Origin of the sequence: Leptotrichia sp. oral taxon 498, assembly GCF_002240055.1 — a bacterium.
In the GTDB taxonomy this organism is placed as follows: domain Bacteria; phylum Fusobacteriota; class Fusobacteriia; order Fusobacteriales; family Leptotrichiaceae; genus Leptotrichia; species Leptotrichia rugosa.
This window is the reverse complement of sequence record NZ_CP016753.1, coordinates 1,812,217-1,839,211: the sequence shown is the minus strand read 5'-3', so window position 1 is coordinate 1,839,211 and position 26,995 is coordinate 1,812,217. Positions and strand designations below refer to the sequence as shown.

Below are 26,995 nucleotides of genomic sequence, written 5' to 3'. Positions count from 1 at the left end.
TTAAAGATTTTTCTATAAAATAAATTATTGCTATAATTAATAAAATTAGAATATTTTATAAAATTTCAAGCAATAATTTATTCAGATAATATTGCCAAAATATCATCAGAATTTACATTATCTCCCTTAGATACTTTAATTGCGCTAATAGTTCCATCTTTAGGAGCTACGATAGGATTTTCCATTTTCATAGCTTCTAGAATTACAATTTCATCTCCAGTTTTTACCTTTTGTCCAGCTTCAACTTTTATATCGACAATAAGCCCTTGCATAGGGGCTTTTATCGGTTCCCCGATTTCAACAGAATTATTAATTTTATTTTGTGTAAAATCATTTTTTCCCTGTATTTTTTGATCATAGTTTGAATTAGTTGAAATAGAACCTTTTTTTTCAGTAACAGTTTCCACTTCCACTTCATAAACCTTTTCTCCAATTTTGATTTTATATAATTTAATCATACTTGTCATACCCCTTTGAATTTCAATTTTATTTAATTTCTTTTATATTCTTTACTTTTATTTCACAATCTTTATTATTTTCAGATGCGTCGACAAGAGCTGTCAATAAAGCTACCAGCATTGTTTCATCTTTTATTTTTTCAATACTGAATTTTTCGTTTGTATTTAAATTTTCAGATTCTAAATTTTTTAAAGTGTTAATATCGTTTATTTTTTCATTTATGGTGTTTTGATCTTTTTCATTTGAAAAATATTTAAAAAATGATAATACAAACGAAATTAACAGCAATATAAAAAAAACAATTAACATACTTACAACAGTAATATAAATTGCATCTCCAAATGACACAGCCGAATTTCCAAATAAAATACTTTTCATTTTTCAAATTATCCCTTTCAAAAAACTTTATCCAAATTATATTTGAATATTTTTTAAAAAATTACATTAATATTATGAATTTCAATTTTTTCTTTATTTTGAGTTTTTTCTTCTGAATATTTTTTTTCTAAATAGTCTCTTGCAATTTGTGGAAAACATGCATAAGTTAAAACATCTTCATCAGATTTTGCTAAATTTCCAATTTCCTTTTTCATTGTGTCATATTCATTTTTTAACAGATCAGCAGGTCTTCCTGTAAATATTTTTTCATTTCCAATTATGATTTTTTTTATTTCATCAGAAATTGGAACAGGAGGTTTCCCATACATTCCTCTTACATAATCTTTAATTTCTCTTGGAACCATTTGGTATCTTTTTCCAGTTAAAACATTAAATACAGCTTGAGTTCCAACCATTTGACTCATAGGAGTAACCAATGGTGGATAACCTAAATCTTTACGAACTTTAGGAATTTCCCTGAGAACTTCCTCATATTTATCCTGAGCATTTTGTGATTTTAGCTGGGACAACAAATTTGAGAGCATCCCGCCAGGCAATTGATATTCCACGATATTAGGTTCTATTTCCAAAGCTTTTGGATTTAAAAATCCATTGTCAATATATTTTTTTCTTATTGGCTTAAAATATTCTGCCACTTCTTTTAAAAATTCAAGATTTAATTCTGTATCGTATTTTGTTTTTTGCAGTGCTCTTACAAGTGATTCTGTAGGTGGCTGCGATGTTCCTCCACCAAAAGGTGAAATTGCAGTATCTACAATATCTACGCCAGCTTCAATAGCTTTCAAAACACTCATTTCAGCCATTCCAGCTGTTTCGTGAGTATGTAACTCAAGTGGAATTTTTAAAATACTTTTTAGTTCACTTACAAGTTTATAAGCAACGTCTGGCAGCAAAATTCCTGACATATCTTTTATTGCAATGGAATCTGCTCCCATATTTTGCATTTCAAGTGCCAATTTTTTGTAATATTCTATTGTGTGAACAGGACTTATTGTATAACAAATTGCAAGTTGACTATCTCCACCATATTTTTTGGTACTTTCCACAACTTTTCTGATATTTCTTGTATCATTTAATGCGTCAAAAGTACGAATAATATCAATACCATTTTTTATTGAAAATTTTACAAATTTTTCAACAACATCGTCAGCATAATGTCTATATCCTAATAAATTTTGCCCTCTTAAAAGCATTTGCAATTTAGTATTTTTTGCTCTTTTTCTAATTTCTCTGAGTCTTTCCCAAGGATCTTCATGCAAAAACCTAATTTCTGCATCATAAGTGGCACCACCCCAAACTTCCATTGCATAATATCCAACTTTGTCCATAGTTTCTATGATTGGAAGCATTTCGGCAGTTGTCATTCTGGTTGCCATAAGCGATTGGTGTCCATCTCGTAGTGATGTTTCTGTTATTTTTACTTTCATAAAAATCCTCCTTTTAGTTTAGTAAACAAATTTTTAAAACAGACAGTTATAGCACACTCAAACTTTTTAAATTAAAAAATTATATATTTATACAAAAGTAGCTTGAATTTTACTAAACTGTCTTTTTATATTTATTCAAAAAATGCTGGTCCAGCGTTTACAATATGCTCTGGCATATGCGGATATTTTGTTGCAAAATTTTCTCTAAACATTTTTGCCAATTTTTTTGCAGCAGCCCCGTATGCTTCTTTATTTGCCCAAGTGTCTACAGGATTTAATAACTCGCTTGGAACATTTGGACAATATTGTGGAATTTCTACATTAAAAATATCATCATGTCTATATTCCACTTCATCCAATTCCCCACTTAATGCTGCAGTAACCATCGCTCTTGTATATTTCAAATTTATACGGCTACCCACACCATATGGACCTCCAGACCATCCTGTATTTATCAGAAATACTTTTGTATTATGCAATTCTATTTTTTTTCCTAACATTTCAGCATAAACAAATGGATCAAGTGGCATAAACGGTTCTCCAAAACAAGTTGAAAACGTAGGTTGTGGTTCTGTAATTCCACGTTCAGTTCCAGCTAATTTAGAAGTGAATCCTGTTACAAAATGATAAATAGCAGCATCTCTTGAAAGCCTAGAAATAGGTGGTAAAACACCAAAAGCATCCGCTGTCAAAAATATTATAACATTAGGAATTCCTCCAATTCCTGGAATTTGAGCATTTCTTATATGATCAATTGGATAACCAACTCTTGTATTTTCAGTTAAACTTTTATCATAAAAATCAAATTCGCGAGTTTTAGGATTCATCACGACATTTTCCACTAAACTTCCAAATTTTATAGCATTAAAAATATCTGGTTCATGTTTTGGATCAAGATTTATACACTTTGCATAACATCCACCTTCAAAGTTAAAAATGCTGTGATCCGACCAACCATGTTCATCATCACCAATTAATCTGCGGTTGGGATCTGCGGAAAGTGTAGTTTTTCCAGTTCCCGAAAGTCCAAAAAATATTGCAGTTTCTCCTGTTTTAGGATCCATATTGGCAGAGCAGTGCATAGGTAAGACATCGATTTCAGGCATTATAAAATTCATTATTGAAAATACACTTTTTTTTATTTCTCCTGAATACTCAGTTCCACAAATAATTCCAACTTTTGCTTCATAGTCAATAATTATTGCAGCTGATGAATTTATTCCATCAATTTTAGCATTGCATTTAAATCCAGGAGCTGCAATTATTGTGAAATCAGCATGTCCATAATCGTTCAATTCCTCTTCAGTTGGACGGATTAACAATTGATGAATAAATAAATTTTGACTTGCTCGTTCATTTATAATTCTAAATTTTTTTCTGCAAGCTGGATCAGCTCCGGCCATCCCATCAAATACAAATATTTCCCTGTTTTGTAAATACGCAATTAACTTATTATAAATAGATTCAAATTTTTGCTTTTCAATAGGTTTATTCACATCTCCCCAAGCAATTTTATCGTGAATTTGTGAAGTATCAACTATATATTTGTCCTTAGGCGAGCGTCCTGTGTATTTTCCAGTTCGCACAACCAAAGCGCCAGTTTCAGACAAAGTTCCTTCTTTTCTCCTTAACGCATGTTCAACAAGTTCAGCAGGTTTCAAATTTCTGTAAATTTTTGATACATTTACTATCCCCAGTTTTTCTAAATCTTTTGTCAATTTTTTCATAATACTTCCTCCATAAACTTTCTTTCCATTTTGAAAAAACTATTAGATAATCATAATTTAATAATTTTATATATCCATCTTAATTTTTCCTAACAATAATATTATCGCACATTTTTAAGAAAAGTCAATATCGTATAAAATTTAATTTTTTGAATTTTTTTCAGTTTTTATAATAAAAAAAACAAAATTATTATAAAAAAATATCAAAAATTCTAAATTTTCAAAATAAAGCCGTTTTAAGAAGAAAAATAAAAATTTAGAATAAAATATCGAATAAGTTGAAAATTCGCTCTTAAAATTGATATATGAAGGTCAAAAAAATTTAAAACAATGTAAAAAAAATTAGTGTTATATCTTCAAATACAGCCACTAATTTTTCAAAACTAAATTCTATTTATTGTAAAGATAAATCAAAAAAATCTAATTAAACTCTTAAAAATGATAACTAAGTTTCGTTTCAAAATTTTACAGAGTTCTATAAAAGTTCTATTTTTTTAATTATTTTATTTTTATATTGTTTATTTTATCAATTAATTGAGCATTTGCATCTTTATACAGATGCGAATATGTGTTTATCGTAGTTTGCAAATTATCGTGACCCAATCGTTTGCTTATGGCTGTAATGTCAGCTTTTAAAAAAAGTAAATATGAAGCGTGGGAATGTCTAAAGTCATGAATCCTTATTCTTTTTAAGCCTATCACATTTGTAAACTTTGTCAAAACATATCGGAGTCTTGCAGTTTTTATTTCAAAAATTCGTTTTGTAGATACAATATCAAAATTCTCAAAATAGTATTTTAAATCATTTAATAAAATTTCCGGAATTAAAATTTTTCTCTTTGAACCTAAAGTTTTTGGAGAAGTAATATAAACTTTTCCTTTAACCTTTGAAAACGTCTTATTGATATTTATTGTCTTACTTTCAAAATCTATATCTCCAAATGTTAAAGCCATAAGTTCGCCAACTCTCATTCCAGTCCAAAATAATGTTTTAAAAGCCATCGCTTCCGCAAAATATTTTTTACCGAATTCACTTAATTTGTTTATAAATGTATCAAATTCTTCAAATGACCAAATATTCATTTCATTTTGATTTTTTTTTGCTCCGAATGAACCTAAATTTTTGCATGGATTTTCATTTAGTCCCTGATATTTCACAGCCCAGCTAAATAAACTTTTTAGTGCAGAAAATAAACTTGATTTTGTGTTTTCACTAAGTTTTTTATTGTTATTTGTTTTTTCAAGTATTTCGTTTTGCCATTCCCGAATTACAAAAGGAGTAACTTTGCAAAGTTCCATTTCTCCAAAAAAAGGCAAAATATGCGTATTAAAAAGAGTCTGTGTTGTATTTACCGTAGTTGGCTTATATCTTTTTTTATAGTCATCAAAATATATTTCGTATAAAGAATTAAGAGTCATATTCATTGACTTTGAAATTTTTAACTTAAATTCATATTCATATTGCTGTGCATCTTTTTTCTTTTTAAATCCAGTTTTTTTATATTTTTTGTTTATACCTTTATAATCTTTGGCATAAAACGTAGTATACCAAGTCTTTTTATCCGCATTGTAATAAACTGGCATTTTAAGATTCTCCTTATTTTAATATTTTTCAATTTTATTATATCATATTTTTTTTGTAATAAAAAGAATAATTTTTTATAAAAAAATAAATTATAATATATTTTTATTAACTTAATAATTGACATTCAAACTAATTAGGAGTAAAATATATCTAAACTTATCTAAGATTAAATTTTTTGTGTTTAAAATTTAATTTGGGAAAAATACTTTTTTAGGAGGATATTATGAAAATGAGAAGTCAGTTAAAAAAAGGATTAATTGTTTTAGCGGGGATTGCAATGCTGAGTATACGAGTCTTCTTGCAAAGGAAATAGTGACGTATCCAAAAGATAATAAAGCTGCTCAAGCGTTAGGATTTGAAAAACTGGAAAATTCATTTGGTATTTCTTCAAGTGCTAAAGGAAACACTGTTTATATTAATTCAGGTGGAAAGCCTCTTGAACGTGTTTTTGGAGCAGTGGAAGACAACAACAACAAATTTCCTGAAATAAAAAATAATAAGGTAATTATTAATGGTGGAGTTCTTGCAACAAATGGGTTTTGGGAAAGAGATGGAGTAAAAACAGTAAGAGGCGGAAGTGTTTATGGTGGTGCTGGACAAAATTCAGTAGTTAGTGACAATGAAATAATAATAAAAGGTAACTCAAAAATTGGTGGTAATGTTTATGGTGGTTATAGCCATAGAGGTTCTGTTATAAACAATAAAATTGTAATAGAAGGAAATTCTGTACTGTTTGGAAAAGAAAGTATACTGTTTGGAGGAAGAGGAAGCCGTAATATAAATGTGAAGGATAATAAACCTGCACCTATTGATGTGATAACTGGAAACACACTGGATTTAAAGGCAAAAAATGTGAAAGTGAAAGATGTTAAAAATTTTGAAAAAATTGTATTTGAAATATCTAATGCAAATAGACAAAATGACAAAATATTGATACTTACAAACAGCGAAGGAGCAGCTCCAGAAAAGCCTGAAGTTGTAAAAATTTCTTCAAAAATTACAGATATATCTGAAACTGAAAAAGAAAAAATACTGGCTGAAAAAAATAAAGCGATTAATCTTGATATAAATGTAATTTTTCAAAATAAACCTTCAAAAAATATACGAAATTTAAAAATTGCTCTAATTAATGCAGAAAATGGACTTGAATTGAGTAAACTGCCTGAAAACATAGAAAAAACTGAAAAAGGTTATAAATACAGTGTAAAATTTGAAAAAGATGCAAAAAATTTGTATGCTGTAATTAATGCAACTCTTGTAAAAAATTAGTACAACAAAATTTTAAAAAATATAAAAAATAAAGCAAAATAAAAAAATAAAATTGAAATATTTAATAAAGTTTAAATATTTCAATTTTATTTTTATTTATAATTTTTATATGACCACATCTTTAATTATTTCAAAAGGAATTTTATTTTTTAGTTTCCAAAGTATTGTCATTGGCTTGTCGCCATAACTTTTGTAATAATTCGCGTTTCCTAGATAAATAAATGGGTTTGTCTTTTTATTGTCCAAAAATGCAAATTTTCTTACAAAAATATGAACTTTTATACCTTTTTCCCTGTGTTTTATAAACATTTGGCCGACACTTGAGGTGTGGTAAGTTTTGGGTTGGCTTATCCATTGAATTATGTCATCTGAATGCAGCGAATTATCATATTTTAAATTTTCTTGTAAAATATGAGATTTGTCGTAAGTTACAAAAAGGCAAATATCTTTTTCAGTATTTGCATATCCAGCTCTCCAGCTTCCTTTTGGAACTTTTGAGTCCAACAAAATCTGTAACTCAATTCGTTTATATTCCTTGTAATTTATTAATATATTTTCATTAAATTGACTAATATCATTATTTTTAAATTCCGACAAACCTAAAATTATGAGCTGTTTTAATCTTTTCAAAAAATTTTTATCTTTAAAAAAATTATTTTTATATTTTTTAGAAATTTTATAGTTTTTATTATTTTTAAATTCAGAATTTGATTCAAAATCCAAAATTTCATCTTCTAGTAATTCTTTTAAAATTCGCTTTATTAAATAAGTATTTTTAAATTCCAAAATATTAAAATAATTTTTATATTTTTTCAAAATATCGTTTTCCGTAATATTTTTAATTTTTTTATCTTTATCTAAAAATAAATCCATAATTAAATAAGTAAACGGCTCAACTAAAGTTAATTTTTTTTCTAAATATGATAAAAATTCGATATTTGAAAAATTTAATTCATCAATTGAATTACTTTCTAAGTTTTTTTGTGCTATGTAAAAAGAACCGTATTTTGAACTTAACTCGATAAATAATTCAATATTTCTATCAAAATCTAAAATTTCTAAAATTTCATCATCATTTTTTCCAATTTCATTTTTAAAGCTGTCATATGCTTCCTTTAACATTATTTTGGAATTAAAATTGATTTTTTCTATTTTATTAATTATTCGTTCTTGACAAATTCTATCCAGTTCGACATATGATGCCATTGGTATATTTTCAAAATTAGTTTTTATTTCTTTTATCAATTTCTCTTTTTTGCTGTACAAAATATTTTTATTGTTTAACATTTCTTCGTAAAAAAATTTTGCAATGATATAGTCTTTTTTGTGATTTCCAATAAAATCTATAATTGTCACAAAATCTTTATTTTCACATTTTCTAAGTCCTCGTCCAATTTGTTGCGTAAAAATTGTGGAAGAAAAAGTTGGTCTTAAAAATAAAAGCAAATTTATATTTGGAATATCAATTCCTTCGTTTAAAATATCTACAACACACAAAATTTCAGATTTTTTATTTTTAAAATCTTCTAAAATCTTTTCTCTTTCAAATTTTGAAGTTTTTGAAGTCAATACTTTCGAGATATATCCGTTTTTATTAAAATTTTCATTCATAAAACTAGCATGATTGATATTTTCACAAAAAGCAATACAGCTCATCTTTTCGCCATCAAATCCGATTTTTTTAATGCTCTCAATTATATAATCGACTCTTTTATTATTTGACAGATTTTTAACTAAAATATCTTTCTGATATTTTCCGTTTTTATAAGGAATTTTCTCATAATCAAATGTTTCGTCATTTATTCCAAAATAGTGAAAAGGTGCAATCAAATCCTGTTCCATTGCTCGTTTCAAACCCATTTCGCCAACTAAATTATAATCACAAAGTTCTAAAATATCTTTTCCGTCCATTCTTTCAGGTGTTGCAGTAAGGCCCAGAAGAAATTTTGGATTAAAATAGTTTAGAATTTTGGTGTAACTTTTGGCACTTGAGTGATGAAATTCATCAATTACAATATAGTCAAAATAATCTTTAGAAAATTCAAGATAATTATTTTGAAGTGATTGCACAGTTGCAAAAATAATTTTTTTCTCAGTTTCTTTTCTCCCTCCAAAAATTCTTCCAATCTTATTTTCTCCAATTTTCATAATCTTTTTACAAACTAAAATCGCATTTTCCAAAAGTTCTTCTCTATGTGCTAAAAACAAAAACTTCTTTTCCTTCTTTTCAAAAAAAATTTTTATATCCATCGCTGCAAGATACGTTTTCCCAGTTCCAGTCGCAGCAACCACAAGTCCTTTTTTATTCCCTGATTTTCTAGTATTTTTTAGCTTTTCCAAAATTTCTTTTTGCATACTATTCGGTTCAAAATGATTTTTATTATTTTTTATTTTTATATAATCAAAAGTTTTTTGAAGTTTCAAATTATTTTTATAATTTTCATACTCAAAAATAAAATCTTCACTGAGTTCAATGGCTTTGTCGCTATTCCAAAGATTTTTAAATTGTGAAATTGATTTTTTATAAATTTCAAAAAAATTACTTTCTGTAAGTTTAACATTCCATTCTTCTGCAGAATACAAAGCGCTTTGGCTTATATTTGAAGAACCTATTATGCAAGTATGATATTTATTTTTTTTAAATAAATACGCTTTTGTATGAAAACTCTCGCTTGAATTATTATAAATTTTTACTTTTATATTTTTATAACTGAGAAGTTTTTTTAATGATTTTGAATCTGTTATATTTAAATAAACAGAAGTTATAATTTCACCTTTGATTCCTTTTTTTTCAAGTTCGTCCAATGTGCTCAAAAGTATTTGAAGTCCTGAATATCTTATAAAACTCACGATAAAATAAAACTTTTTGCAATTTAATAATTCATTTTTTAAATATATAAAAAAATTTTTAAATTTTGTTTTTTCATTTAAAATAAGCTCGTTTAAATTTCCTGTTATATCTTTTTCTTTTTGTTTTAACGGAATTTCAAAACGAGTATTTAGTCTATTTTGAACAAAATCTATAGCATCTTGATAGCTGCCATCTTTTATTAAAAAAGAAATTTCTTTTGAGAAATACTCAATTAACTCAAATTTTAATTTTTCTTCATAATCTTTAATTTCTACAATTTTTTGACTTTCATTTTTTAAATTCAGATCATCTTTTTGCAAAAGTATACTCATTTTAAAACGAATCCCCTATTTATATTAATCATTCTTTTTCCAAAAAATCAAATATTCGGTTTTTAGAAATTTCATTTTTAGTCATTTTATAAAAAATTCTAAACATTATTAAAACGTCGTAGTAACTTCCGTGAAACTGATTTTCTTCAAATGGAACTTTATAATATTTAGCACATTCAATAAGTTTTGGCCATTTGTAATTTCCACAATTATTTTCAATTTTTAAAATATCAATATTTTCTTTCATTGTATCAAACTGATTTTTTAGTGAAAAATCCACAAAACTTCTGTCAAACTTTATATTATGAGCTACAAAATGGTCAGTATCCTGGCAAAACAGAAAAAAATTGTCCATATCTTTTTTAAAAGTCAAAGGATAATCTCCTATTTTATCTTTAAGTTTTTTTCGTTCAAGTGCAATTACTTCGTCAGTTAGTCCATTTACATTAATTGCCCCTTCATTCATTTCTTCATCTTCTTCTCTAAAATAAAAGCGGTTAAATTCTGAAACTTTTAACCATTCACTTTTTCCAAAATTATAATTTACTTTTATTGCTGACATAGATAAAACAGAACTTCCCTGAAATCCATTTGTCTCTACATCAAAAAATATAATATTTTTATTTAAATCTTTATCTTTATTCACTTTTTTTCTCTTTCTCTTTTTTCTTCTATTTTATCTTATCTTATTCAAATATTTATTCAAAAATTAGTCATTTAATTTTAAAACTGATAAAAATGCTTCTTGTGGAATTTCAACATTTCCAATCGCTTTCATCCGTTTTTTTCCTTCTTTTTGTTTTTCTAATAATTTTTTCTTACGGGTAATATCTCCACCGTAACATTTTGCAAGGACATTTTTACGAAGCGCCTTTATTGTTTCTCTTGCGATTATTTTTGTTCCAAGTGCTGCTTGAAGTGGTATTTCAAATTGCTGTCTTGGAATTACATCTTTTAATTTTTCAACTATCGCACGTCCTCTATAGTAAGCATTATCCTTATGTGCGATAAATGAAAAAGCATCCACAGGATTTCCGCTGACTAAAATATCAACTTTTACTAAATCTGATTCTTTGTAGCCAATCATTTCATATTCAAAAGAAGCATAACCTTTTGTTCGAGATTTTAACTTGTCGTAAAAATCAATTACAATTTCTGCAAGTGGTAAATCGTAACTAATCATAGTTCTTGTTTCATCAAGATAATTCATATTGATAAATGTTCCTCTTTTTTCCTGACAAAGTTCCATCACATTTCCAACATAATCTTTTGGAACAATAATTGTACCTTTTACATAAGGCTCTTCAATATATTTTTTCCCTTCAGGAAATTCAGCGGGATTATCTATAACTTGCATTTGCTGTTGTTCCAATGTCACATGATATTTAACTGACGGAGCTGTGGAAATTAAGTCGATGTTAAATTCTCGACGAAGTCTTTCTACAACGATTTCCATATGAAGCAGACCTAAAAATCCACATCTGAAACCAAATCCTAACGCAAGAGAAGTTTCAGGAGCATAAGACAATGAAGCGTCATTTAACTGTAATTTTTCAAGAGCTTCTCTCAAGTCTTCATAGTCATCAGTAGAAACCGGATAAATTCCAGCAAAAACCATACTTAATGCTGGTCTATATCCTTCCAGGGCCGAATCTGTAGGATTATCAATGTGAGTAATCGTATCTCCTACTTGTGTATCTTTAATTGATTTTATTCCTGTGATGATATATCCAACTGAACCGACTGTCAATTCTTTCGTTTCTTTCATCTTTGGTGAAAAAATTCCAACTTCAAGGACATCAAACTCTTTATCAGTTGACATAATTTTAATTCTATCTCCTTTAGAAATTTTTCCGTCAACAATTCTAATATATGTAATAACTCCCCTAAAATCATCATAGTGAGAATCAAATATCAACGCTTTTAAAGGTTTATTTACGTCACTTTTTGGCGCAGGAATATATTTAATTATTGCTTCTAACAAATCTTCAATTCCGATTCCCGTTTTTCCAGAAACAAGAACTGCTTCATCAGCTGGAAGTCCTATAACATCTTCAATTTCTATTTTTACTTTGTCAGGATCAGCTGACGGCAAATCAATTTTATTGATTACAGGAAGAATTTCCAAGTCGTTTTCTAAAGCTAAGTAGACATTTGCCAAAGTCTGTGCTTCTATCCCTTGAGCCGCATCGACTACTAAAAGCGCTCCATCACAAGCTGCAAGCGAACGGGAAACTTCGTAAATAAAATCCACATGTCCAGGAGTATCGATTAAATTTAATTCATAAATTTCACCATTTTTAGCTTTATAATTAAGTGTAACAGCTTGGGCCTTTATCGTTATACCTTTTTCACGCTCTAAATCCATGCTATCTAACACTTGGTCAACCATTTCTCTTTTTGTTACCGTTCCAGTAAATTCTAATAATCTGTCAGCAATTGTTGATTTACCGTGATCAATATGTGCGATTATAGAAAAATTTCTTTTGTTTTTTTGATTTAACATTTTCCCTCCAATTAATTAAATCTTTTATCTAATGTATTTTTTATCTTCTTCGTATTATTTTATCATACTTACTTTTCAAAAACAACTGTGTATTTATAAATCTGCAATTCGTCTTTTGCAAAAATTCACTAATGTAAGAACAAAATAACCGTTGTTTTTTACAACAACGATTATTTTAAAATTCTTCAAAAAATTAAAGAATTATAATTTTTAAATTTATAAAAAATTATTTACAATTATTCCATCTTCAATCCCATAATTAACTGAAAATTTACTTGTCGCTTTTAATTTGTAATCAAAATTTTTATCGAAAATAATTTCAAAATTTTGGAAACCTTTTATTCTAAAAATAATCTTATTTTTTATAATTCCAAAAATTATTTCAGGAAAATCTGAATCTATTATCTTGGTTTCTATTATATTAGGAAGTTCATATTTTATATGTTTTTTTAAATTAAAATCATCATTTATTTTAACATCCAGTTTTGTTAACATGTTATTATAATTAAAATAATTTTTTAATTTTATATTTTGTTGTGCATCAAATACTTTTTTTATCTCATTTTCATTAATTTTAAAAATAAATAGATTATTAAAATTTGATACTTCATTTAAATTTTCAATAATAATTTCTTTTTGATTATCATTATTAATATCTAAAAAAGAAATACTATATGGATAACCAACTGTATGTGTTTCAAGTTCAATCAAATAATTTTTATTTCCTTTATAATATAAATATGATTTTACATTTTCATCTGAAAGATTACTTAATATATAAATATACCTATTATTTATCTTTTTTTGTTGTAAAACTGTATATTTTTTCTTATTGACTATTATTTTAGGATTTTTAAATTCATTCTCTATGTAATTGCTATCAATTTTTCTTTTATTGATTGCATATAAAGAATTATTTTTTATAAAAAAATTCTCTAATTCATTATATTTGTTTTTTCCTAAAATTTTTTTGAAAGATAAAATCGTAGAGTAACTTTCTATATCTTTTGTAAAATTATATAATGATTGATAATTTTTTAATAATCTAGATGAACAATCTTTATCTTCACATTCATAAAAATTTGCAAAATAGTACATAATTGCCCCCATTTATATATTTTTTAAAATATAAGTTCTTGCTTCTTCATCTTTTCTTTCTTTAAAAAATTTTGTTAAATCAGTTCTCATTTGATTAAACTCATCTTTTTTATAATTATTATAAAAATTATCTAATGATAGATTATCTCCTTTTAAATATTTTTTCTTTAATAAATAATATTCATTATTTTCCTTGCTACAAAAAACTATTCCCCAAAATACTATAAATAAAACAAAATATTTTTTCATTATTTCCCTTTCTTAATTATTTTTTTATATTAGTAATTCTTGTTGGAATAAAAATTAACTCTCCTGTTTTTTTATCCACACCAACTAAACCAGTATTTATTTTCCCATTATCTATTGCTTCATCAACTGCTTTTTTTACTGGATTATTTTTGTCTAGTTTACTTGATACATTTTTACCCAGTCAGGAGACATCTGTCTCGTTCCATCTACACCTTTATTTGAAACTCTCATATTTCCTGATTTTGCAATCTGTTTACTATCAAGTATCCAAACTTCTCCAGTTTTTTTAAATATTTTGACATCAAAATTTTTTGTATTAATTATTTAGAACTTAGAACCTAGAGAAAATTATTATTTAGTTTTTTATTTCATCCAAAATGTATTCTTCTATATAAAAATTAGAAATATGTGAAGAAAATCCTTTTATTTTTTGATATTCAGTTAATGATCTTAAAGCTACTTCTCTTGTATAATAAACTCCTAATATTCTACCTTCCTCATTCCATTTGTATTTATCACACAAATTTCCATAATCATATTGATGTGATAAAACCCATATATTCATATATTTACCTCTTATACAATTCATTGTATTCTTGTGTTGATAATTCTTTCATTTTTATTTATTTTTCAATAAATCCCTTATTTCAGTTAACAAAATTTCTTCGTTAGATTTTTTGGGTTCAACTGGCGCTTCTTCTTTTTCTGGCTTAATTCTTCTCATTTTATTTACCGCTTTTACCACTAAAAATATAGAAAATGTGATGATTAAAAAGTTTACAATATTTTGAATGAACATTCCATATTTTACAGTTGCCTCTCCTATTTTAAGACTTAATCCTGAAAAATCAATTCCTCCTATTATAAGTCCAATAATTGGCATAATTATGTCATCTACTAGTGATGTTACAATTTTTCCAAAAGCTCCTCCAACAATGACACCAACTGCTAAATCTAGTACATTCCCTTTTGAAATGAATTCTTTAAATTCTTTAAACAAAATGAATTTCCTCTCTTTCTTGTATTTATTATTTAATAACATTTTATTATAACTAATTTTTTCGAGAAATGCAATATTTTATTTAATTTTATATCTTACATATTTATTCTTTTCTTTTAAGAAATTTGCATCTTTCGTCATGAAAGCCGTTACAACAAATCGCAATTTTCTTATACTTGGATTTTGGGAAATTACGACAAAATAATTAAGATTATTTATTTTTTTTTGATAAAAATGTTCTTTTTTGGATTTTGACTGCTTTGTCACAACATCAGGATTTTTAAGCACTTCTTTTATTATCTCAATCGTCATTTCAGGATGTTTTACCAAAATATGATTTTCAAATTGAGACTTGTCCATCACGACTTTTTGATGTAGTTTTGCGTCAAATTCGTAAGTTTCTATTCTTTTTCCTGTTTTCGTATATCTCAATTTTTCTTTTATCATAATTTTACCATTTTCTATTTCTTAAAACTTTTCTTATCAAATCTCTTCTAAAAGTGTATATTAAAACAAACCAAATAATTAAATATATTATTGCAAATATTATTAAATTAACAACAATTCCATATTTATTTTGAAATTTTATCATGCTTGAAGCCCAATATGAAATCATCGAACTTGCAAACGTCACTCCTAAAATTGCAATATATTTTAGGTTTCTTAATTTTACATATTTTTTGTTTAGCGAAATATACAAAATTATAAAATTCACCATTGCAGAAAATGAAGTTGCAAAAGTTAAGCCTACATGTCTATACTGCTTATATAAAAGTGCATCTAAAACTATATTTGTAAATATTGCAGTAAACGATGAAATAACAGGTGTTTTTCTATCTTTATAGACATAATGGCTTCTTGTAAGAAGATGTATTGTTGAGAAAAATAGAAGTCCTAAAGCATAAAATTGTAGTGTTTCTGAAGTAACTTTTACAGCGGCTGCATTAAATTTTCCTCTTTCATAAACTAATCTCACTATCTCTTTTGCATATCCAAATAAAATCACACTTGATGGAACAATTAGGAAAGAAAGCATATATAATCCTTGATGAACAACTCGCTTTACTGTTCTGCTGTCATTTTTTACAACAGCTTTTGACAATGTTGGGAAAATCACAACGGCTAGCGAAATTGCAAAAACTCCTATCGGAAGCAAATATAATCTACTTGCATAGTTTAATGCACTTGCTGTTCCTGCTGGAAGTGAAGTTGCAAATCTGTTGTCAACAATTTCATTTATTTGATAGCCAAAAATTCCGACTAATGTTGGAACCATTAAAACAAACATTTCTTTCACATATTCATCTTTTAAGTTTAAAATAAATTTATATTTTTTCATAATTTGAAAAAATTGCGGAAGCATTATCACTAATTGAAAAACTCCAGAAAGTAAATAAGCCACACCAAGCCCGTAAATCCCCATTTTATTTTTTAATAGCAAAGTTCCAATTATGATTGTCAAGTTAAATACGATTCCCATTGATGCTGAAACTGCGAATTTTTTGTAATTATTTAGTAATGACGACACAACTCCAGATAGTGCGATAAATAAAAAGTAAAAAGCTACGATTTTTAATAAGTTATTTGCTGCATCAAATCTTTTTGGATCGTTAAAACCTGTTGTCACCTTTAAAATTTGTTTGGAAAAGAATATCATAATTACAGAAAGTGTCGATGTAAATGCAACTATTAAATTCAAAAGCGAAAATACAAAGTCATCTGTTCTCTCTTTTCCCTCTTCTTCTATTCCACGGTTATAAATTGGAATAAATACTGTTCCAAGCGAACCTTCTCCAAATAATGTCGTAAAAAAGTTTGGAATTTTGGTGGCACTGACATAGGCATCCGTCATTCCAGTCGCTCCAAAAACGCTTCCGATAATCATTTCTCTTATAAGTCCTAAAATTCGGCTTAACATATTTATTATCATTACTATAAAACTAGATTTAAACATTTAATTTCCTTTAATAAAATATAAATTTGCATTTTTATGGATAACGCATAATCCTTTTATTTGTTTATTTTTATTTTATTTATAATTTATAAAAATTTTTACATAATTTTTGTTACAAAAAAACTATTTTGATCGATAATTATATCAATTTCGCCATTTTTAAACATATCTAAAATACATAGAAACATCGTCACAATCCGTATTTTAGAAAATTTATTTTTTAGTAAGTGGCTAAACGTCACTTTTCTTTTATTTTTTATATTTTCTGTAATTTCAAGATGTGCCTCTTCTGCCGTATATTCTTCTTCCAAATTTAATTTCATATTTTCCTGCACATATTTTTTCATATCCTTGGGATTTAAAATATTTTGAAAACTCGCAATCAAATTTTCTAAAGTTAAACTGGAAATATCATATTCCACAATTTTATCTCCAAAATTTTGATTTCCCATTCTTAGATGACTAATATTATATTCATTTTCCTTTTCTGCAAATAACTGTGCAATTTCTTTAAATAATTTATATTCCAAAATCTTTTTTTCCAAATTTTCAGCTTTTTCAGTTTTTTTATTTTCATTCAAAACCGAATAAGCCTTTATTTCCACTAAATCTGTAGCCATCGCAAGAAATTCCACTTTTATTCGCAAATTTTTTTCCTTTTGGCTGTGAATATATTCTAAGTAATCATCAATTATTTGAGAAATATTAATTTTGTGAATATCCATTTTCTTTTTTTCAATCAAGTGAATGAGAAGATCTAAAGGCCCTTCAAAATTGTCGATTTTTACATTAATTGTATTTTTTATCATAAATTTTTCATTTCCCTTTATTTATTTCTTCATTTTATTTCTTATCTTCATCTTATTTTATTTTCTCTATCCTGTTCTTTTATTTTTTTAACTTCATTTTTCCAATATTTGCTATCTTTATCAATTTGATTTTTTAATTCATCAATTGAATTAAATTTTATTTCTTTTCTAATATTTTTAAAAATTTCAATCAAAATATATTTTCCATAAATATCTTTGTCAAAATCAAAAATATGCGTTTCAACGCTCAAATTATCTTTGTCAACAGTAGGATTTCTCCCAATATTCATAACCCCAGTATAAGTTTTACAAATACCCTTTTCATAAAAATAAATTTTTACTCCATAAACCCCAAAACTTGGATAAACTCTGTTTTCAAATTTTAAATTTGCCGTGGGAAATCCAATCGTCCGACCAAGCTGCTTTCCATGAATGACTTTTCCCAAAATTATAAGATTGTGTCCAAGCAATTTTTTCACTTTCTCCAAATTTGTTTCTTTTATATGCTTTCGTATATTCGTGCTACTTATGACTTCCAAATTATCATCAAAAACCGCTTCTTGAACTTCAAGCTCAATTCTGTTTTTTTCCAAAATCTCTTTTAAAATCTTTGGATTTCCAGATTTACCTTTTCCAAAAGTAAAATTGAAGCCACAAAGAACTTTTTTTGCATTCAATTTTTCAATCAAAATCTTTTTCACAAAATTTTCTGGTGAAAAATTTCTAACTTTTTCAAATTCCTCAAAATATAAGTAGTCAATTTTTTCTTTATCCATAATAAAAGCCTTTTCAGATTGATTTGTTATTCTCGTATGCCTTTTATCTGGATATTCGTTGAAAGTGTAAACCACCGTTTTGTAACCATTTTCTTGTGCTTTTTTTACACCTTTTTGCAAAATTTTCCTATGAGCCTTGTGAACTCCGTCAAAGTTTCCCAAAATTACAACTGCTCCAGTTTTTTTTAATTCATTCAAATTATCTTTTAAACTAAAACAACTAATATTTTCACTTTTCTTAAATTCTAAAAATCCAATTACGTTGTCCCGATTTTCAGTAATTATTTTTATACTCATTTTTTATTTTCAACTTTCTGCAATAAAATTAAGCCAATAACTTTTTTATATAAATATTCATTGGACTTTATAATTTTACATTATTTTAAATTACTTTTCAAGCATTGTTTTTATTTTTTAAAAAATCGGCTATAATTAGCCAAATTAAAATTTTCAATATTATCCATAAATTCATCAAAACTATTTGCAACTTTTGTCAATTCAAATGAAAAAAGTACAATATCATCTGCAAAATAGATACCTTTATCAATTTTATTAAGAAAAAATAAATTTGAAAAAGAGCCGTTATCATCATAATCATTATCCAAATATAAATCATTCCAAAAACAAACATAATTTTGTAAAAAATGTCTTTCATATTGAACATTCAATAAATTTTCCAAACTAATAAGTTTATATAATAAAATTTTTTTGTGAAATAAATTTTCAGATTTCTTTTTTAACTTTTTCATTTTTTTCCAAGTTGTCCCAGCATACTCTTTAATAATTTCACGATATTCTTCAACTTCTTTCAAAGAAAAAGTTTTTAAAATTTGAGAAATCTCTAGTTTTAATCTATTCATAAAATCTATAACTTTTTTATCCCCTTTATCAATTTTTTCATTAAATATTTCTCTATACATTTTATCAAATATCTCTTTAAATTTTTTTATTTTTTCAAAATCAATAAAATTATCAAAACTTTTCTCTGAATCTTTTAAACGAATAATTCCAAACAAAGTTAAAAAAATTCTTTCAACAAAACTGTATTCTCCATCATAAAGAAAATCATCAGAAAAATCCATACTCAAAAATGAAATTTTTACATTGTCTTTAAACAAAATAACTTCATATTCTCGCAATAGTTTTTCATATTTAGTTGGAAACATTTTAAAAAATTTAGAATTAAAATAATCACTCTCACATTCTCGTTTTCTACTATTCTCAAAATCAATAATATTGTAAATATCATTTTTAATCATCAAATTTTTCTCCCCCAAATATAAAATCACATTTCAAAAATTTCTTTCATATATTTGGAAATATTTTCAGTAACATGACTTGCATTTACAATATATTGTTTTTTTGTAAGCTCATCTCCAATATATCCGTGCAAAAAAGCTCCAATACAAGCACTTTCAATTAAATTATAATTTTGTGCGACAAGTGAAGTTATAATTCCAGTAAGACAATCTCCCATTCCGCCATTTGCCATGTGCGAATTTCCTGTGCTATTTACAAAAAGTTTGTTTCCATCGGTGATTATCGTATTTTTTCCTTTTAGAAGTAAAATTACTTTATATTTTTTTGCAAATTCTTTTGCTTTTGTAAATTTATCTAAAAGAATGTCTTCTGGCAATAATCTTGAAAGTCTTGAAAATTCTACAATATGTGGAGTTAGAATCGCACGATTTTCTATTTTTTTAAATAATTTAGGATTTTCTGAAATTAAATTTAGCGCATCCGCATCCAGCACCAAATTTATCGTTTTATTTTTATTATTTTTTTCATAATTTAATAACTTTTCTAAAATTGTTAATGACTTTTCATTTTTGCCAATTCCAGGGCCTATTGCAATCACATCTGAATTTAAAATATTATTTTCTATTTTTTGTAATTCATTTTTAAAATCACTTTTAGGAATTGTTCTTGAATTATTTATATTTAAAAGCATAACTTCAGATAAAATATTATTTTTTAAAATATTTTCCGATGTCAAAAGAGTCACAAGCCCAGCTCCCGCTCGAACGCAAGAATTTGAAGCTAGGACACTTGCACCAGAAAATTCTTTGCTTCCTGCATAAATTAATACTTTTCCGAAATCCCCCTTATGAGAATTTACATTTCGAACTTTATGCAAATTTTTTATATCTGATTTTGTCAAGTAATATTCATTTACAAGATTTTTAAAAAAGTTTTGATTTAATCCAATATTTTTTATTACAATTTTTCCAAAATATTTTGAATTTTTTGTGTTCAAAAAAGCCTTTTTATAAGTTACAAATGAAATTGTTTTATCTGCTTTTATGCAAGTCCCCATAATCTCGCCGTCATTTCCGCTTATGCCTGAAGGAATGTCGATGGAATAAACTTCTTTTTGATTTGAATGCTCATTTACAATTTCTATAATTTTTTTGTAAACTCCTTTAACTTCTGAATTAAGCCCTGTTCCAAAAATCCCTTCGATAATGCACTCACTTTGTAAAATCCAAGTTTTTAATTTTTCTATATTGTCTGACATCTCAATTTCAATATTTTTACAAATATCATAATTAATTTTGCAGTCGCAACTTAAATTTTCAAAAGAAATTCCAAATATTTTCACTTTTTTACCTTTTGACCAAAGCTGCCGTGCAATCGCATATCCATCGCCACCGTTATTTCCTTTTCCACAGACAATCAAAAAGTTATCAAGTTTTTCATCAATTTCATTGACAAAATCAATTGCCGCATTTTCCATTAAAACAATACTTGGAATTTTTAAATTATCTATTGCGTAACAATCGATTAATTTAGTTGTTTCATTATTTCCAATTAACATTTTAATATTTTGTTCCTTTCTTTTCTTTATTTTTTTTCTTTTTTTTAGTTTTTAATTAAAAAAAATTTTTTATACAATTTCTTTTAAATATAAAAATCATATTCAAAAATTATTTTTTATGAACCATAAATCCCGTAGCTTGTTGTGTTGCCATTATTGTCACATCTGAAATTTGAACATGTTTTGGCTGATTTGCGACATATAATGCCATATTTGCAATATCTTCAGGTTTTAATGCTTCAATTCCTGAATAAACATCTTTTGCCCGTTCCTTATCCCCATGAAATCTAACTTCACTAAAATCAGTTTCCACAATTCCTGGCTGCAATGTACTAACTTTAATATTTTTGTCAATTGTATCAATTCTAATTCCATCGCTTAAAAATTTTACCGCCGCTTTTGTTGCACAATAAACTGCTGCTCCTGCATAAGCATAAATTCCAGCTGTCGACCCCATATTAATTATATGCCCTTCATTATTTTCAACCATGTTCGGTATAATTTCACGACTCACGTACAGAAGACCTTTTACATTAGTATCTATCATTATTTCCATATCCATAATGCTATACTCTTGAAATTTTTCAAGTCCCAAAGCTAATCCCGCATTATTTATCAAAATATCTATTTTAGAAACTTTTCTCAAAATATTTTTTACCGTTTTTGAAACTTTTTCATATTTCGTCACATCTAACTCAAAGATATAGACATTTACTCCAAATCTTCTTTCAATATCAGCTTTAATTTCTTCCAACTTTCCAATTCTTCTCGCACACAAAATCAAATCATCGCCATTTTTCCCAAATGCATAAGCAATCGCCTTCCCAATTCCGCTTGACGCTCCTGTTATAAATACATTTCTTGACATTTTTTTCTCCTTCTAAATTAAATTTTTTTATTATTTATAAAAATTTTTGTATATTTTATAGTAAAAAAAATTCAATTGATTTTTATAAAAATTATTTTCAAATATCTAATTTTTATTTAGAAACTAAATCTAAATTTCAAAATCTTCAAATTTCGCGTTTTTCATAATCTTAAGACTTTTAAATCCAATTTCTTTTACAAGTTCCACGCTCTCTTTAAAATAATAATCAATATTTTCCACAGAATGTGCATCTGAAGAAAGCGTAATCGGAATATTTTTTGATAAAATCTTCTTTAATATGAAAGCACTTGGATACGGAGTTTTTGTCCATCCTCTTGAAATTCCTCCCGTATTTATTTCCACAATTGCATCAGTTTTTGAAATTTCACCTAACACTTCGTCAACTTTTTTATTATACCATTCTGAATTTTCATCAAAGTATTTTCCGTCACCATTAAATTTTCTCACCAAATCCAGATGCCCCAAAATATCTGGCTTTTGAGTATGAATCATTTCGATTATATTGTCATAATAAGCACAAATTAAAGATTTTTCATCGCCATTGTCATAATTTTCAATCGCATAAGCCAAAATTTCTGGAGTATTATCAACGCAGTAATATTTATCTTTTACTTTATCTTTTACATAGTGAACTGAACCTATTCTATAATCAAGTCCTAAATTTTTATCCAGTTTTGGATTAAATCCAGAATAAAAATCTGCTTCAATTCCAATATAAACTTGAATTTTATCTTTATATTTCTCTTTCAAAATTTTCAGTTCTTCAATATATTTAAGAGTTCCTTCCAAAGACATATTCGGCTCTTTATCAAAATAAACATAAGAATGTCCTGATAATCCAACACTCACAAAATTTTTCTCAATCGCCGCCAAAATATATTCTTCAGCTCTATTCTTCCCATCACAATAAGTTGTGTGCCCGTGCAAGTTTGATGGAAATGATATTTTTTTTTGATTTTTCATCGCTATCAAATCCTTTCTTTCAAAACTTTATTATATTTTATTTTTATTATATCATACTAAAAGTAGTCGTTCAAAATAAAAATAAATTTCTCTATTTAAAAATTTTTTATTGTTCTTTTACAAAGTTTTACAATTACTTTTATTTCAAAAAATTAAAAAATATAATGTATTGCAGGAATCCCATGCAAAGGTATGAAAACATAATCCATATTCCCGATATGTTTTCTACAATTTTTCCTGTTAAATCTTCTTTTATAAATTTCCTTAATTGAAAAATTGATACACAAAATATTAACAATAATAAAATTATTCCTGTAAAAAAATATTTTTTTCCAAAAGCATTATTTAATCCCGCATAATAATTCTCATGTAATCCTAAATAAATAAATATAATTTCTATTGCGAATAAAATTATTAATGTTAGAACCGCCCTCTCTCTTCCTAATATTTTACTGTAAGTTTCGACTCCATATTCTTCTTCTGATGATTTTCTAGTTTTTCTCCCTATTTCTAAAATAATTCCATTTATATAGCTCACGAAAAATAGTGAAAAAATCGCTGACGAATGTGCTTGCCTTTGAACAGAAAAAGAATATTTTTCAGTAGAAATAACGAATAATACAAATAAGAGCATTACAACAATGTGCGATAACGCATATAGAAAAATTTTTTTTGTAATCCATTCTTTTACAAAAAATTCTTTTGTCATCAAAAACATATATCCCCAAATTAATAGCGCAAAAAAGATTAATCTCACATCAATAAGTAAAATCAGTAATACTTGTATTATCACCGTCCCTATTCCTATCTTTTTTAGCTCTTCTAAACTTATGATTCCTCTTGGAACTGGTCTATATGAACGATATTTTGAATCTTCCTCAAAATCTTTAAATTCGTCTAATATTCTTAACTGAAAAAAAAAGCAAAACATTATAATAAAAAGCAGAATTACATTATTAAAAATTTCAGCGCTACTGAAAATAAACATTTTAAAATCTTTATTTGAAACTCTACTGAAAAAGAATGCTGATAATGTAAAAACTAAAATAAAAATTCCGTTTTTCACTAATGGAAATCTTTCATCTAGATATATTTTAAAATTTTTAATTTTACTTTTGGATTTTCTTGGTAGTTTTTTATCCATAATTTTCACCAGTTTTTACCTTTCATAGATATTTTTAAAATTAAACTCATAATTTTTTAGCTTAAAAAATTTATAATTTTTCTATTAGCTTTTCTAATTTATTGTAGTCTATTTTACTATTGTGCCTTTTATCTAAAGGAATTTTCTTTTCAATCACTTGAGAAATATTAAATTTTTCGCACAATTTTTTTATTTCTTTATTTTCCAAGATAGTTCTCGTGTAATCATCTTCTTTTTCTATAATCATATACAGCTCTTCATTTTTAGATATTAAAGCACATTTTTTTACTTCTTTGCAAAAAGAAAAAGCTGTTTCAATCGAAAGTGGATAATAAATGCTATTTTTTATCTTCACTCTTCCCTTTGCTCTGCCTAAAAGAAATAATTCATTATTTTCATTAATATATCCCATATCCCCTGTTTCGTGCCATTCTTTATTTGGATCACTTTTCACATTAAGATAGTTTTTTAAGACATTTTCTCCTTTGACAAGTATTTCTCCTGCTGATTTTTTCAATATTTGCTGTATTTTTTCAAAATCACTTTTGGAATATTTCTTTAAATTTTTTTCATTTAGTTTTAAATTCTCTTCCAATTCTAATCTTTCTATTTTCAAATCAATTTGATCAACTTTTTTTCCGACAAATAGCCCAGCTCCATTTTTCATAGACTCTATTTGTTTTTTTGTAATAGTTTCAAAATTAAATATTGAGATTGGTTCTACTTCTGAGGCTCCGTATAATGCACGAACTTTACTTTTTGGAAAAATTTCTAATAAATTATACATCAGCTTTGGAAAAACAGGTGCTCCTCCAGTAAAAACTCTTTGAACGCAATCAAGTTTAATATTATTCTTTTTAGAAAATCTTACAATATTTTCTAAAATTGATGGCGGTAAAATTATGTTCTCAATATTTTTAGATTCTATCTGTTTAACAACACTTTTAACATCAGTTTTTATTGGCTTCCCAAAATTTATATCTGGTATCAAAGTGGTAGTTCCTGTACATATATGCGATAATAAAAACATAGGAAATGAAGAATACGCCTGTGTATTTTCTGAAAACTGAATATTTTTATCCAGAACATTGTGCTGACCTAGCAAAAATCCGTGTGTTCTCATTATTATTTTGGGAAATCCTGTACTTCCGCTTGTAAAACTGATTAATGCTGGTGTATCTTTTGAGATTTCGTAATCATCTGAAATTTCGTGATATTTAGAATCTTTTAAAATATTTTTGTAATCAATCTTAATTGGAATTTTTCTAATTTCTTTTAAAAAATTTCCTAAAAATAATACTTTTTTTGAACCTATTATCGCATTTGGAGAAATCATTTCACAACATTTATTTATATGGTTTATTTTTGCATAAGGGTCAATAAATACAACTTGCATTCCCATTTTTAATATTCCAATTAAAATTATATAAAATTTTAAGCTAATCGGAACAAAAAGAACAACTTTATCTCCTTTAGAAAAATTATTTTTTTTTAAATAATTATAGACAGCTTCCGACTGAGTGTCAATTTGTGAGAAAGTTGCTTCTGTGTTATTTTTTAAGTCAATTATTGCTGTTTTATTGGGAAATTTACTTTTAACTTCCCTTATTTTGTCAATAATTGTCATATTATCTATCTTCATACTATTTTGTCTATTTTGTATAAAAATTATATAGATTTATATAATTTTTCTATACAGCTCCTTTCTTAATTTTTATTTATAATTCCTTTATAAATAATGCGTATTTCCTAAAAGGCTTTGCTACATGTTCTGCCATATTTTTGGAAACATTTGATTTAAAGGTCAAAGCTAAAATAAGTTTATTGTATTTTGACTTTTCAACTTCATCAATTATCGCATCTAATAATATATATCCCAATCCTTTTCCATTAAATTCTGGTATGACTCCTCCTGTTTTAAAAATTATAGTTTCAGTTTTACCTGCTCTTTCTATCTCTAAATAATCAGGAAAGGCGAATGCAAAACCAATTAATCTTTTTTCAAAATATAGAAGTTTGAAAAAATTTGATAAAAATTTTTTTTTATATTTTGAATACATTTTCATAAAAATATTTTTTTCGAGTTTTGTGTATAAAAAATTATTTTTAAATGATTCTATGGAAATATCATATATTTTACTAAAGAGTTTTTCAAAGTTTTTAGTATCTGCATTTTTTATAGAAATTTTTTTATAAAATGGAAATTTTTTTATTTTCTCTATTTTTTCCTTCAAAGTTTTTCTATTTTCAGTATTTTCCATAATTGAAGAAAAATAATATTTAAATGGAGAAAATCCTATATATTCTATGAATTTTACTTCTTCATCTTCATTCCACGGTTCCATAAAAAAAGGTTCTCTATCTCCTTTTTCTACAACATATCTATATCTATTCCAAGTAGTGCCATTTAAAGGGCCTATTATTATCTGAAATCCTTCTCCTTTTAAAATTTCAAATAATTTTTTAAAAAGAATGTCTATCTTATTCAAATTTTTTTGTAATTGAAAAGTTTTTATATTTCCAATATATAAGGTTTTTTTGCTTTTATAATCTGGCACATCATTCCAAAGGTACATACTTGAAATAATATTTTTGTTTTCATCATAGAATCTGACAATTTCAGAAGGTCTTTCCATCAATATTTTTTCTTTTTCTGATTCTAAAAATTCATTGTTTTCGATAATTTTAAGTATTTCATTCTTTTTTAAGAAATTATATCTTTCTATTTTCAAAATTATCA

Annotated in this window: 24 protein-coding genes; 1 reads left to right on the top strand and 23 read right to left on the bottom strand. The window is 26.1% G+C overall.

Features of this window, described 5'->3' with window-relative positions:
• Window positions 1-77: 77 nt before the first annotated feature.
• The 5 genes from BCB68_RS09080 to BCB68_RS09060 all read right to left on the bottom strand — a co-directional run bounded on the left by BCB68_RS09080 (window position 78) and on the right by BCB68_RS09060 (window position 5,596).
• Window positions 78-458, bottom strand: coding sequence for a biotin/lipoyl-containing protein (locus BCB68_RS09080; RefSeq protein ID WP_094080481.1), 381 nt, complete (start codon window positions 456-458; stop codon window positions 78-80).
• 28 nt (window positions 459-486) lie between these two features.
• Entirely contained in the window at window positions 487-837 is a 351-nt protein-coding gene (locus tag BCB68_RS09075) for an OadG family protein (protein ID WP_094080480.1), read from the bottom strand.
• A gap of 53 nt (window positions 838-890) precedes the next feature.
• Window positions 891-2,285 carry an oxaloacetate decarboxylase subunit alpha gene (locus BCB68_RS09070; protein ID WP_094080479.1) on the bottom strand — a complete coding sequence of 465 codons (1,395 nt, stop codon included), beginning with the start codon at window positions 2,283-2,285 and terminating at the stop codon, window positions 891-893.
• 131 nt (window positions 2,286-2,416) lie between these two features.
• Entirely contained in the window at window positions 2,417-4,012 is a 1,596-nt protein-coding gene (pckA, locus tag BCB68_RS09065) for a phosphoenolpyruvate carboxykinase (ATP) (RefSeq protein WP_094080478.1), read from the bottom strand.
• A 498-nt stretch (window positions 4,013-4,510) separates the two neighbouring features.
• Window positions 4,511-5,596 (bottom strand): tyrosine-type recombinase/integrase, encoded by a 1,086-nt coding sequence (locus BCB68_RS09060; protein WP_094080477.1) that lies wholly within the window; start codon window positions 5,594-5,596, stop codon window positions 4,511-4,513.
• 313 nt (window positions 5,597-5,909) lie between these two features.
• On the opposite strand from BCB68_RS09060, the gene BCB68_RS09055 reads away from it, so the two are divergent.
• A complete protein-coding gene (locus tag BCB68_RS09055; RefSeq protein WP_237048621.1) occupies window positions 5,910-6,866 on the top strand; it encodes a hypothetical protein in 957 nt (318 codons plus the stop codon).
• Window positions 6,867-6,971: 105 nt separating this feature from the next.
• Here the strand turns inward: BCB68_RS09055 and BCB68_RS09050 are convergent, their stop codons facing one another.
• The 18 genes from BCB68_RS09050 to BCB68_RS08965 form a co-directional block, all read right to left on the bottom strand.
• Complete coding sequence (locus BCB68_RS09050; RefSeq protein ID WP_094080476.1) at window positions 6,972-10,049, bottom strand: DUF3427 domain-containing protein; 3,078 nt, start codon at window positions 10,047-10,049, stop codon at window positions 6,972-6,974.
• Window positions 10,050-10,077: 28 nt separating this feature from the next.
• Complete coding sequence (locus tag BCB68_RS09045) at window positions 10,078-10,695, bottom strand: 3'-5' exonuclease (RefSeq protein WP_094080475.1); 618 nt, start codon at window positions 10,693-10,695, stop codon at window positions 10,078-10,080.
• A gap of 63 nt (window positions 10,696-10,758) precedes the next feature.
• Complete coding sequence (lepA, locus tag BCB68_RS09040; RefSeq protein WP_094080474.1) at window positions 10,759-12,555, bottom strand: translation elongation factor 4; 1,797 nt, start codon at window positions 12,553-12,555, stop codon at window positions 10,759-10,761.
• Window positions 12,556-12,771: 216 nt separating this feature from the next.
• Entirely contained in the window at window positions 12,772-13,653 is an 882-nt protein-coding gene (locus tag BCB68_RS09035; protein ID WP_094080473.1) for a hypothetical protein, read from the bottom strand.
• Window positions 13,654-13,665: 12 nt separating this feature from the next.
• A complete protein-coding gene (locus BCB68_RS09030) occupies window positions 13,666-13,902 on the bottom strand; it encodes a hypothetical protein (RefSeq protein ID WP_094080472.1) in 237 nt (78 codons plus the stop codon).
• A 355-nt stretch (window positions 13,903-14,257) separates the two neighbouring features.
• Window positions 14,258-14,467 carry a DUF7336 domain-containing protein gene (locus BCB68_RS09025; protein ID WP_094080471.1) on the bottom strand — a complete coding sequence of 70 codons (210 nt, stop codon included), beginning with the start codon at window positions 14,465-14,467 and terminating at the stop codon, window positions 14,258-14,260.
• Window positions 14,468-14,521: 54 nt separating this feature from the next.
• The gene (gene mscL / locus BCB68_RS09020) at window positions 14,522-14,902 is read right to left on the bottom strand and encodes a large-conductance mechanosensitive channel protein MscL (RefSeq protein WP_172826473.1); all 381 of its coding nucleotides are present in this window, start codon (window positions 14,900-14,902) and stop codon (window positions 14,522-14,524) included.
• Window positions 14,903-14,980: 78 nt separating this feature from the next.
• The gene (locus BCB68_RS09015; RefSeq protein ID WP_094080469.1) at window positions 14,981-15,349 is read right to left on the bottom strand and encodes a PBECR3 domain-containing polyvalent protein; all 369 of its coding nucleotides are present in this window, start codon (window positions 15,347-15,349) and stop codon (window positions 14,981-14,983) included.
• Between the two features lie 4 nt (window positions 15,350-15,353).
• On the bottom strand, window positions 15,354-16,856 hold the full coding sequence (gene murJ, locus BCB68_RS09010) for a murein biosynthesis integral membrane protein MurJ (protein ID WP_094080468.1): 1,503 nt from the start codon (window positions 16,854-16,856) through the stop codon (window positions 15,354-15,356).
• A 98-nt stretch (window positions 16,857-16,954) separates the two neighbouring features.
• Complete coding sequence (locus BCB68_RS09005) at window positions 16,955-17,665, bottom strand: segregation and condensation protein A (protein WP_172826472.1); 711 nt, start codon at window positions 17,663-17,665, stop codon at window positions 16,955-16,957.
• A 47-nt stretch (window positions 17,666-17,712) separates the two neighbouring features.
• Entirely contained in the window at window positions 17,713-18,738 is a 1,026-nt protein-coding gene (locus BCB68_RS09000; protein ID WP_094080467.1) for a bifunctional riboflavin kinase/FAD synthetase, read from the bottom strand.
• A gap of 110 nt (window positions 18,739-18,848) precedes the next feature.
• Window positions 18,849-19,700: a hypothetical protein gene (locus tag BCB68_RS08995; RefSeq protein WP_094080466.1), complete on the bottom strand. Its 852-nt coding sequence runs from the start codon at window positions 19,698-19,700 to the stop codon at window positions 18,849-18,851.
• Between the two features lie 26 nt (window positions 19,701-19,726).
• On the bottom strand, window positions 19,727-21,259 hold the full coding sequence (locus tag BCB68_RS08990) for an NAD(P)H-hydrate dehydratase (protein WP_094080465.1): 1,533 nt from the start codon (window positions 21,257-21,259) through the stop codon (window positions 19,727-19,729).
• 109 nt (window positions 21,260-21,368) lie between these two features.
• Window positions 21,369-22,127: an SDR family NAD(P)-dependent oxidoreductase gene (locus tag BCB68_RS08985; RefSeq protein ID WP_094080464.1), complete on the bottom strand. Its 759-nt coding sequence runs from the start codon at window positions 22,125-22,127 to the stop codon at window positions 21,369-21,371.
• A 129-nt stretch (window positions 22,128-22,256) separates the two neighbouring features.
• Complete coding sequence (locus tag BCB68_RS08980) at window positions 22,257-23,111, bottom strand: histidinol-phosphatase (protein WP_172826471.1); 855 nt, start codon at window positions 23,109-23,111, stop codon at window positions 22,257-22,259.
• A gap of 139 nt (window positions 23,112-23,250) precedes the next feature.
• Window positions 23,251-24,255 (bottom strand): UbiA family prenyltransferase, encoded by a 1,005-nt coding sequence (locus tag BCB68_RS08975; RefSeq protein ID WP_094080463.1) that lies wholly within the window; start codon window positions 24,253-24,255, stop codon window positions 23,251-23,253.
• A gap of 70 nt (window positions 24,256-24,325) precedes the next feature.
• A complete protein-coding gene (locus BCB68_RS08970; protein ID WP_237048620.1) occupies window positions 24,326-25,897 on the bottom strand; it encodes an AMP-binding protein in 1,572 nt (523 codons plus the stop codon).
• Window positions 25,898-25,973: 76 nt separating this feature from the next.
• On the bottom strand, window positions 25,974-26,987 hold the full coding sequence (locus BCB68_RS08965) for a GNAT family N-acetyltransferase (RefSeq protein WP_094080461.1): 1,014 nt from the start codon (window positions 26,985-26,987) through the stop codon (window positions 25,974-25,976).
• Window positions 26,988-26,995: the final 8 nt, after the last annotated feature.

Excerpts from the sequence above, each read along its gene's own strand:
- BCB68_RS09080 (WP_094080481.1), bottom strand. The coding sequence starts at position 458 with ATGATTAAATTATATAAAATCAAAATTGGAGAAAAGGTTTATGAAGTG.
- BCB68_RS09075 (WP_094080480.1), bottom strand. The coding sequence starts at position 837 with ATGAAAAGTATTTTATTTGGAAATTCGGCTGTGTCATTTGGAGATGCA.
- BCB68_RS09070 (WP_094080479.1), bottom strand. The coding sequence starts at position 2,285 with ATGAAAGTAAAAATAACAGAAACATCACTACGAGATGGACACCAATCG.
- pckA (WP_094080478.1), bottom strand. The coding sequence starts at position 4,012 with ATGAAAAAATTGACAAAAGATTTAGAAAAACTGGGGATAGTAAATGTA.
- BCB68_RS09060 (WP_094080477.1), bottom strand. The coding sequence starts at position 5,596 with ATGCCAGTTTATTACAATGCGGATAAAAAGACTTGGTATACTACGTTT.
- BCB68_RS09050 (WP_094080476.1), bottom strand. The coding sequence starts at position 10,049 with ATGAGTATACTTTTGCAAAAAGATGATCTGAATTTAAAAAATGAAAGT.
- lepA (WP_094080474.1), bottom strand. The coding sequence starts at position 12,555 with ATGTTAAATCAAAAAAACAAAAGAAATTTTTCTATAATCGCACATATT.
- BCB68_RS09035 (WP_094080473.1), bottom strand. The coding sequence starts at position 13,653 with ATGTACTATTTTGCAAATTTTTATGAATGTGAAGATAAAGATTGTTCA.
- BCB68_RS09030 (WP_094080472.1), bottom strand. The coding sequence starts at position 13,902 with ATGAAAAAATATTTTGTTTTATTTATAGTATTTTGGGGAATAGTTTTT.
- BCB68_RS09025 (WP_094080471.1), bottom strand. The coding sequence starts at position 14,467 with ATGAATATATGGGTTTTATCACATCAATATGATTATGGAAATTTGTGT.
- BCB68_RS09015 (WP_094080469.1), bottom strand. The coding sequence starts at position 15,349 with ATGATAAAAGAAAAATTGAGATATACGAAAACAGGAAAAAGAATAGAA.
- murJ (WP_094080468.1), bottom strand. The coding sequence starts at position 16,856 with ATGTTTAAATCTAGTTTTATAGTAATGATAATAAATATGTTAAGCCGA.
- BCB68_RS09005 (WP_172826472.1), bottom strand. The coding sequence starts at position 17,665 with ATGATAAAAAATACAATTAATGTAAAAATCGACAATTTTGAAGGGCCT.
- BCB68_RS09000 (WP_094080467.1), bottom strand. The coding sequence starts at position 18,738 with ATGAGTATAAAAATAATTACTGAAAATCGGGACAACGTAATTGGATTT.
- BCB68_RS08995 (WP_094080466.1), bottom strand. The coding sequence starts at position 19,700 with ATGATTAAAAATGATATTTACAATATTATTGATTTTGAGAATAGTAGA.
- BCB68_RS08990 (WP_094080465.1), bottom strand. The coding sequence starts at position 21,259 with ATGTTAATTGGAAATAATGAAACAACTAAATTAATCGATTGTTACGCA.
- BCB68_RS08985 (WP_094080464.1), bottom strand. The coding sequence starts at position 22,127 with ATGTCAAGAAATGTATTTATAACAGGAGCGTCAAGCGGAATTGGGAAG.
- BCB68_RS08980 (WP_172826471.1), bottom strand. The coding sequence starts at position 23,111 with ATGAAAAATCAAAAAAAAATATCATTTCCATCAAACTTGCACGGGCAC.
- BCB68_RS08975 (WP_094080463.1), bottom strand. The coding sequence starts at position 24,255 with ATGGATAAAAAACTACCAAGAAAATCCAAAAGTAAAATTAAAAATTTT.
- BCB68_RS08970 (WP_237048620.1), bottom strand. The coding sequence starts at position 25,897 with ATGAAGATAGATAATATGACAATTATTGACAAAATAAGGGAAGTTAAA.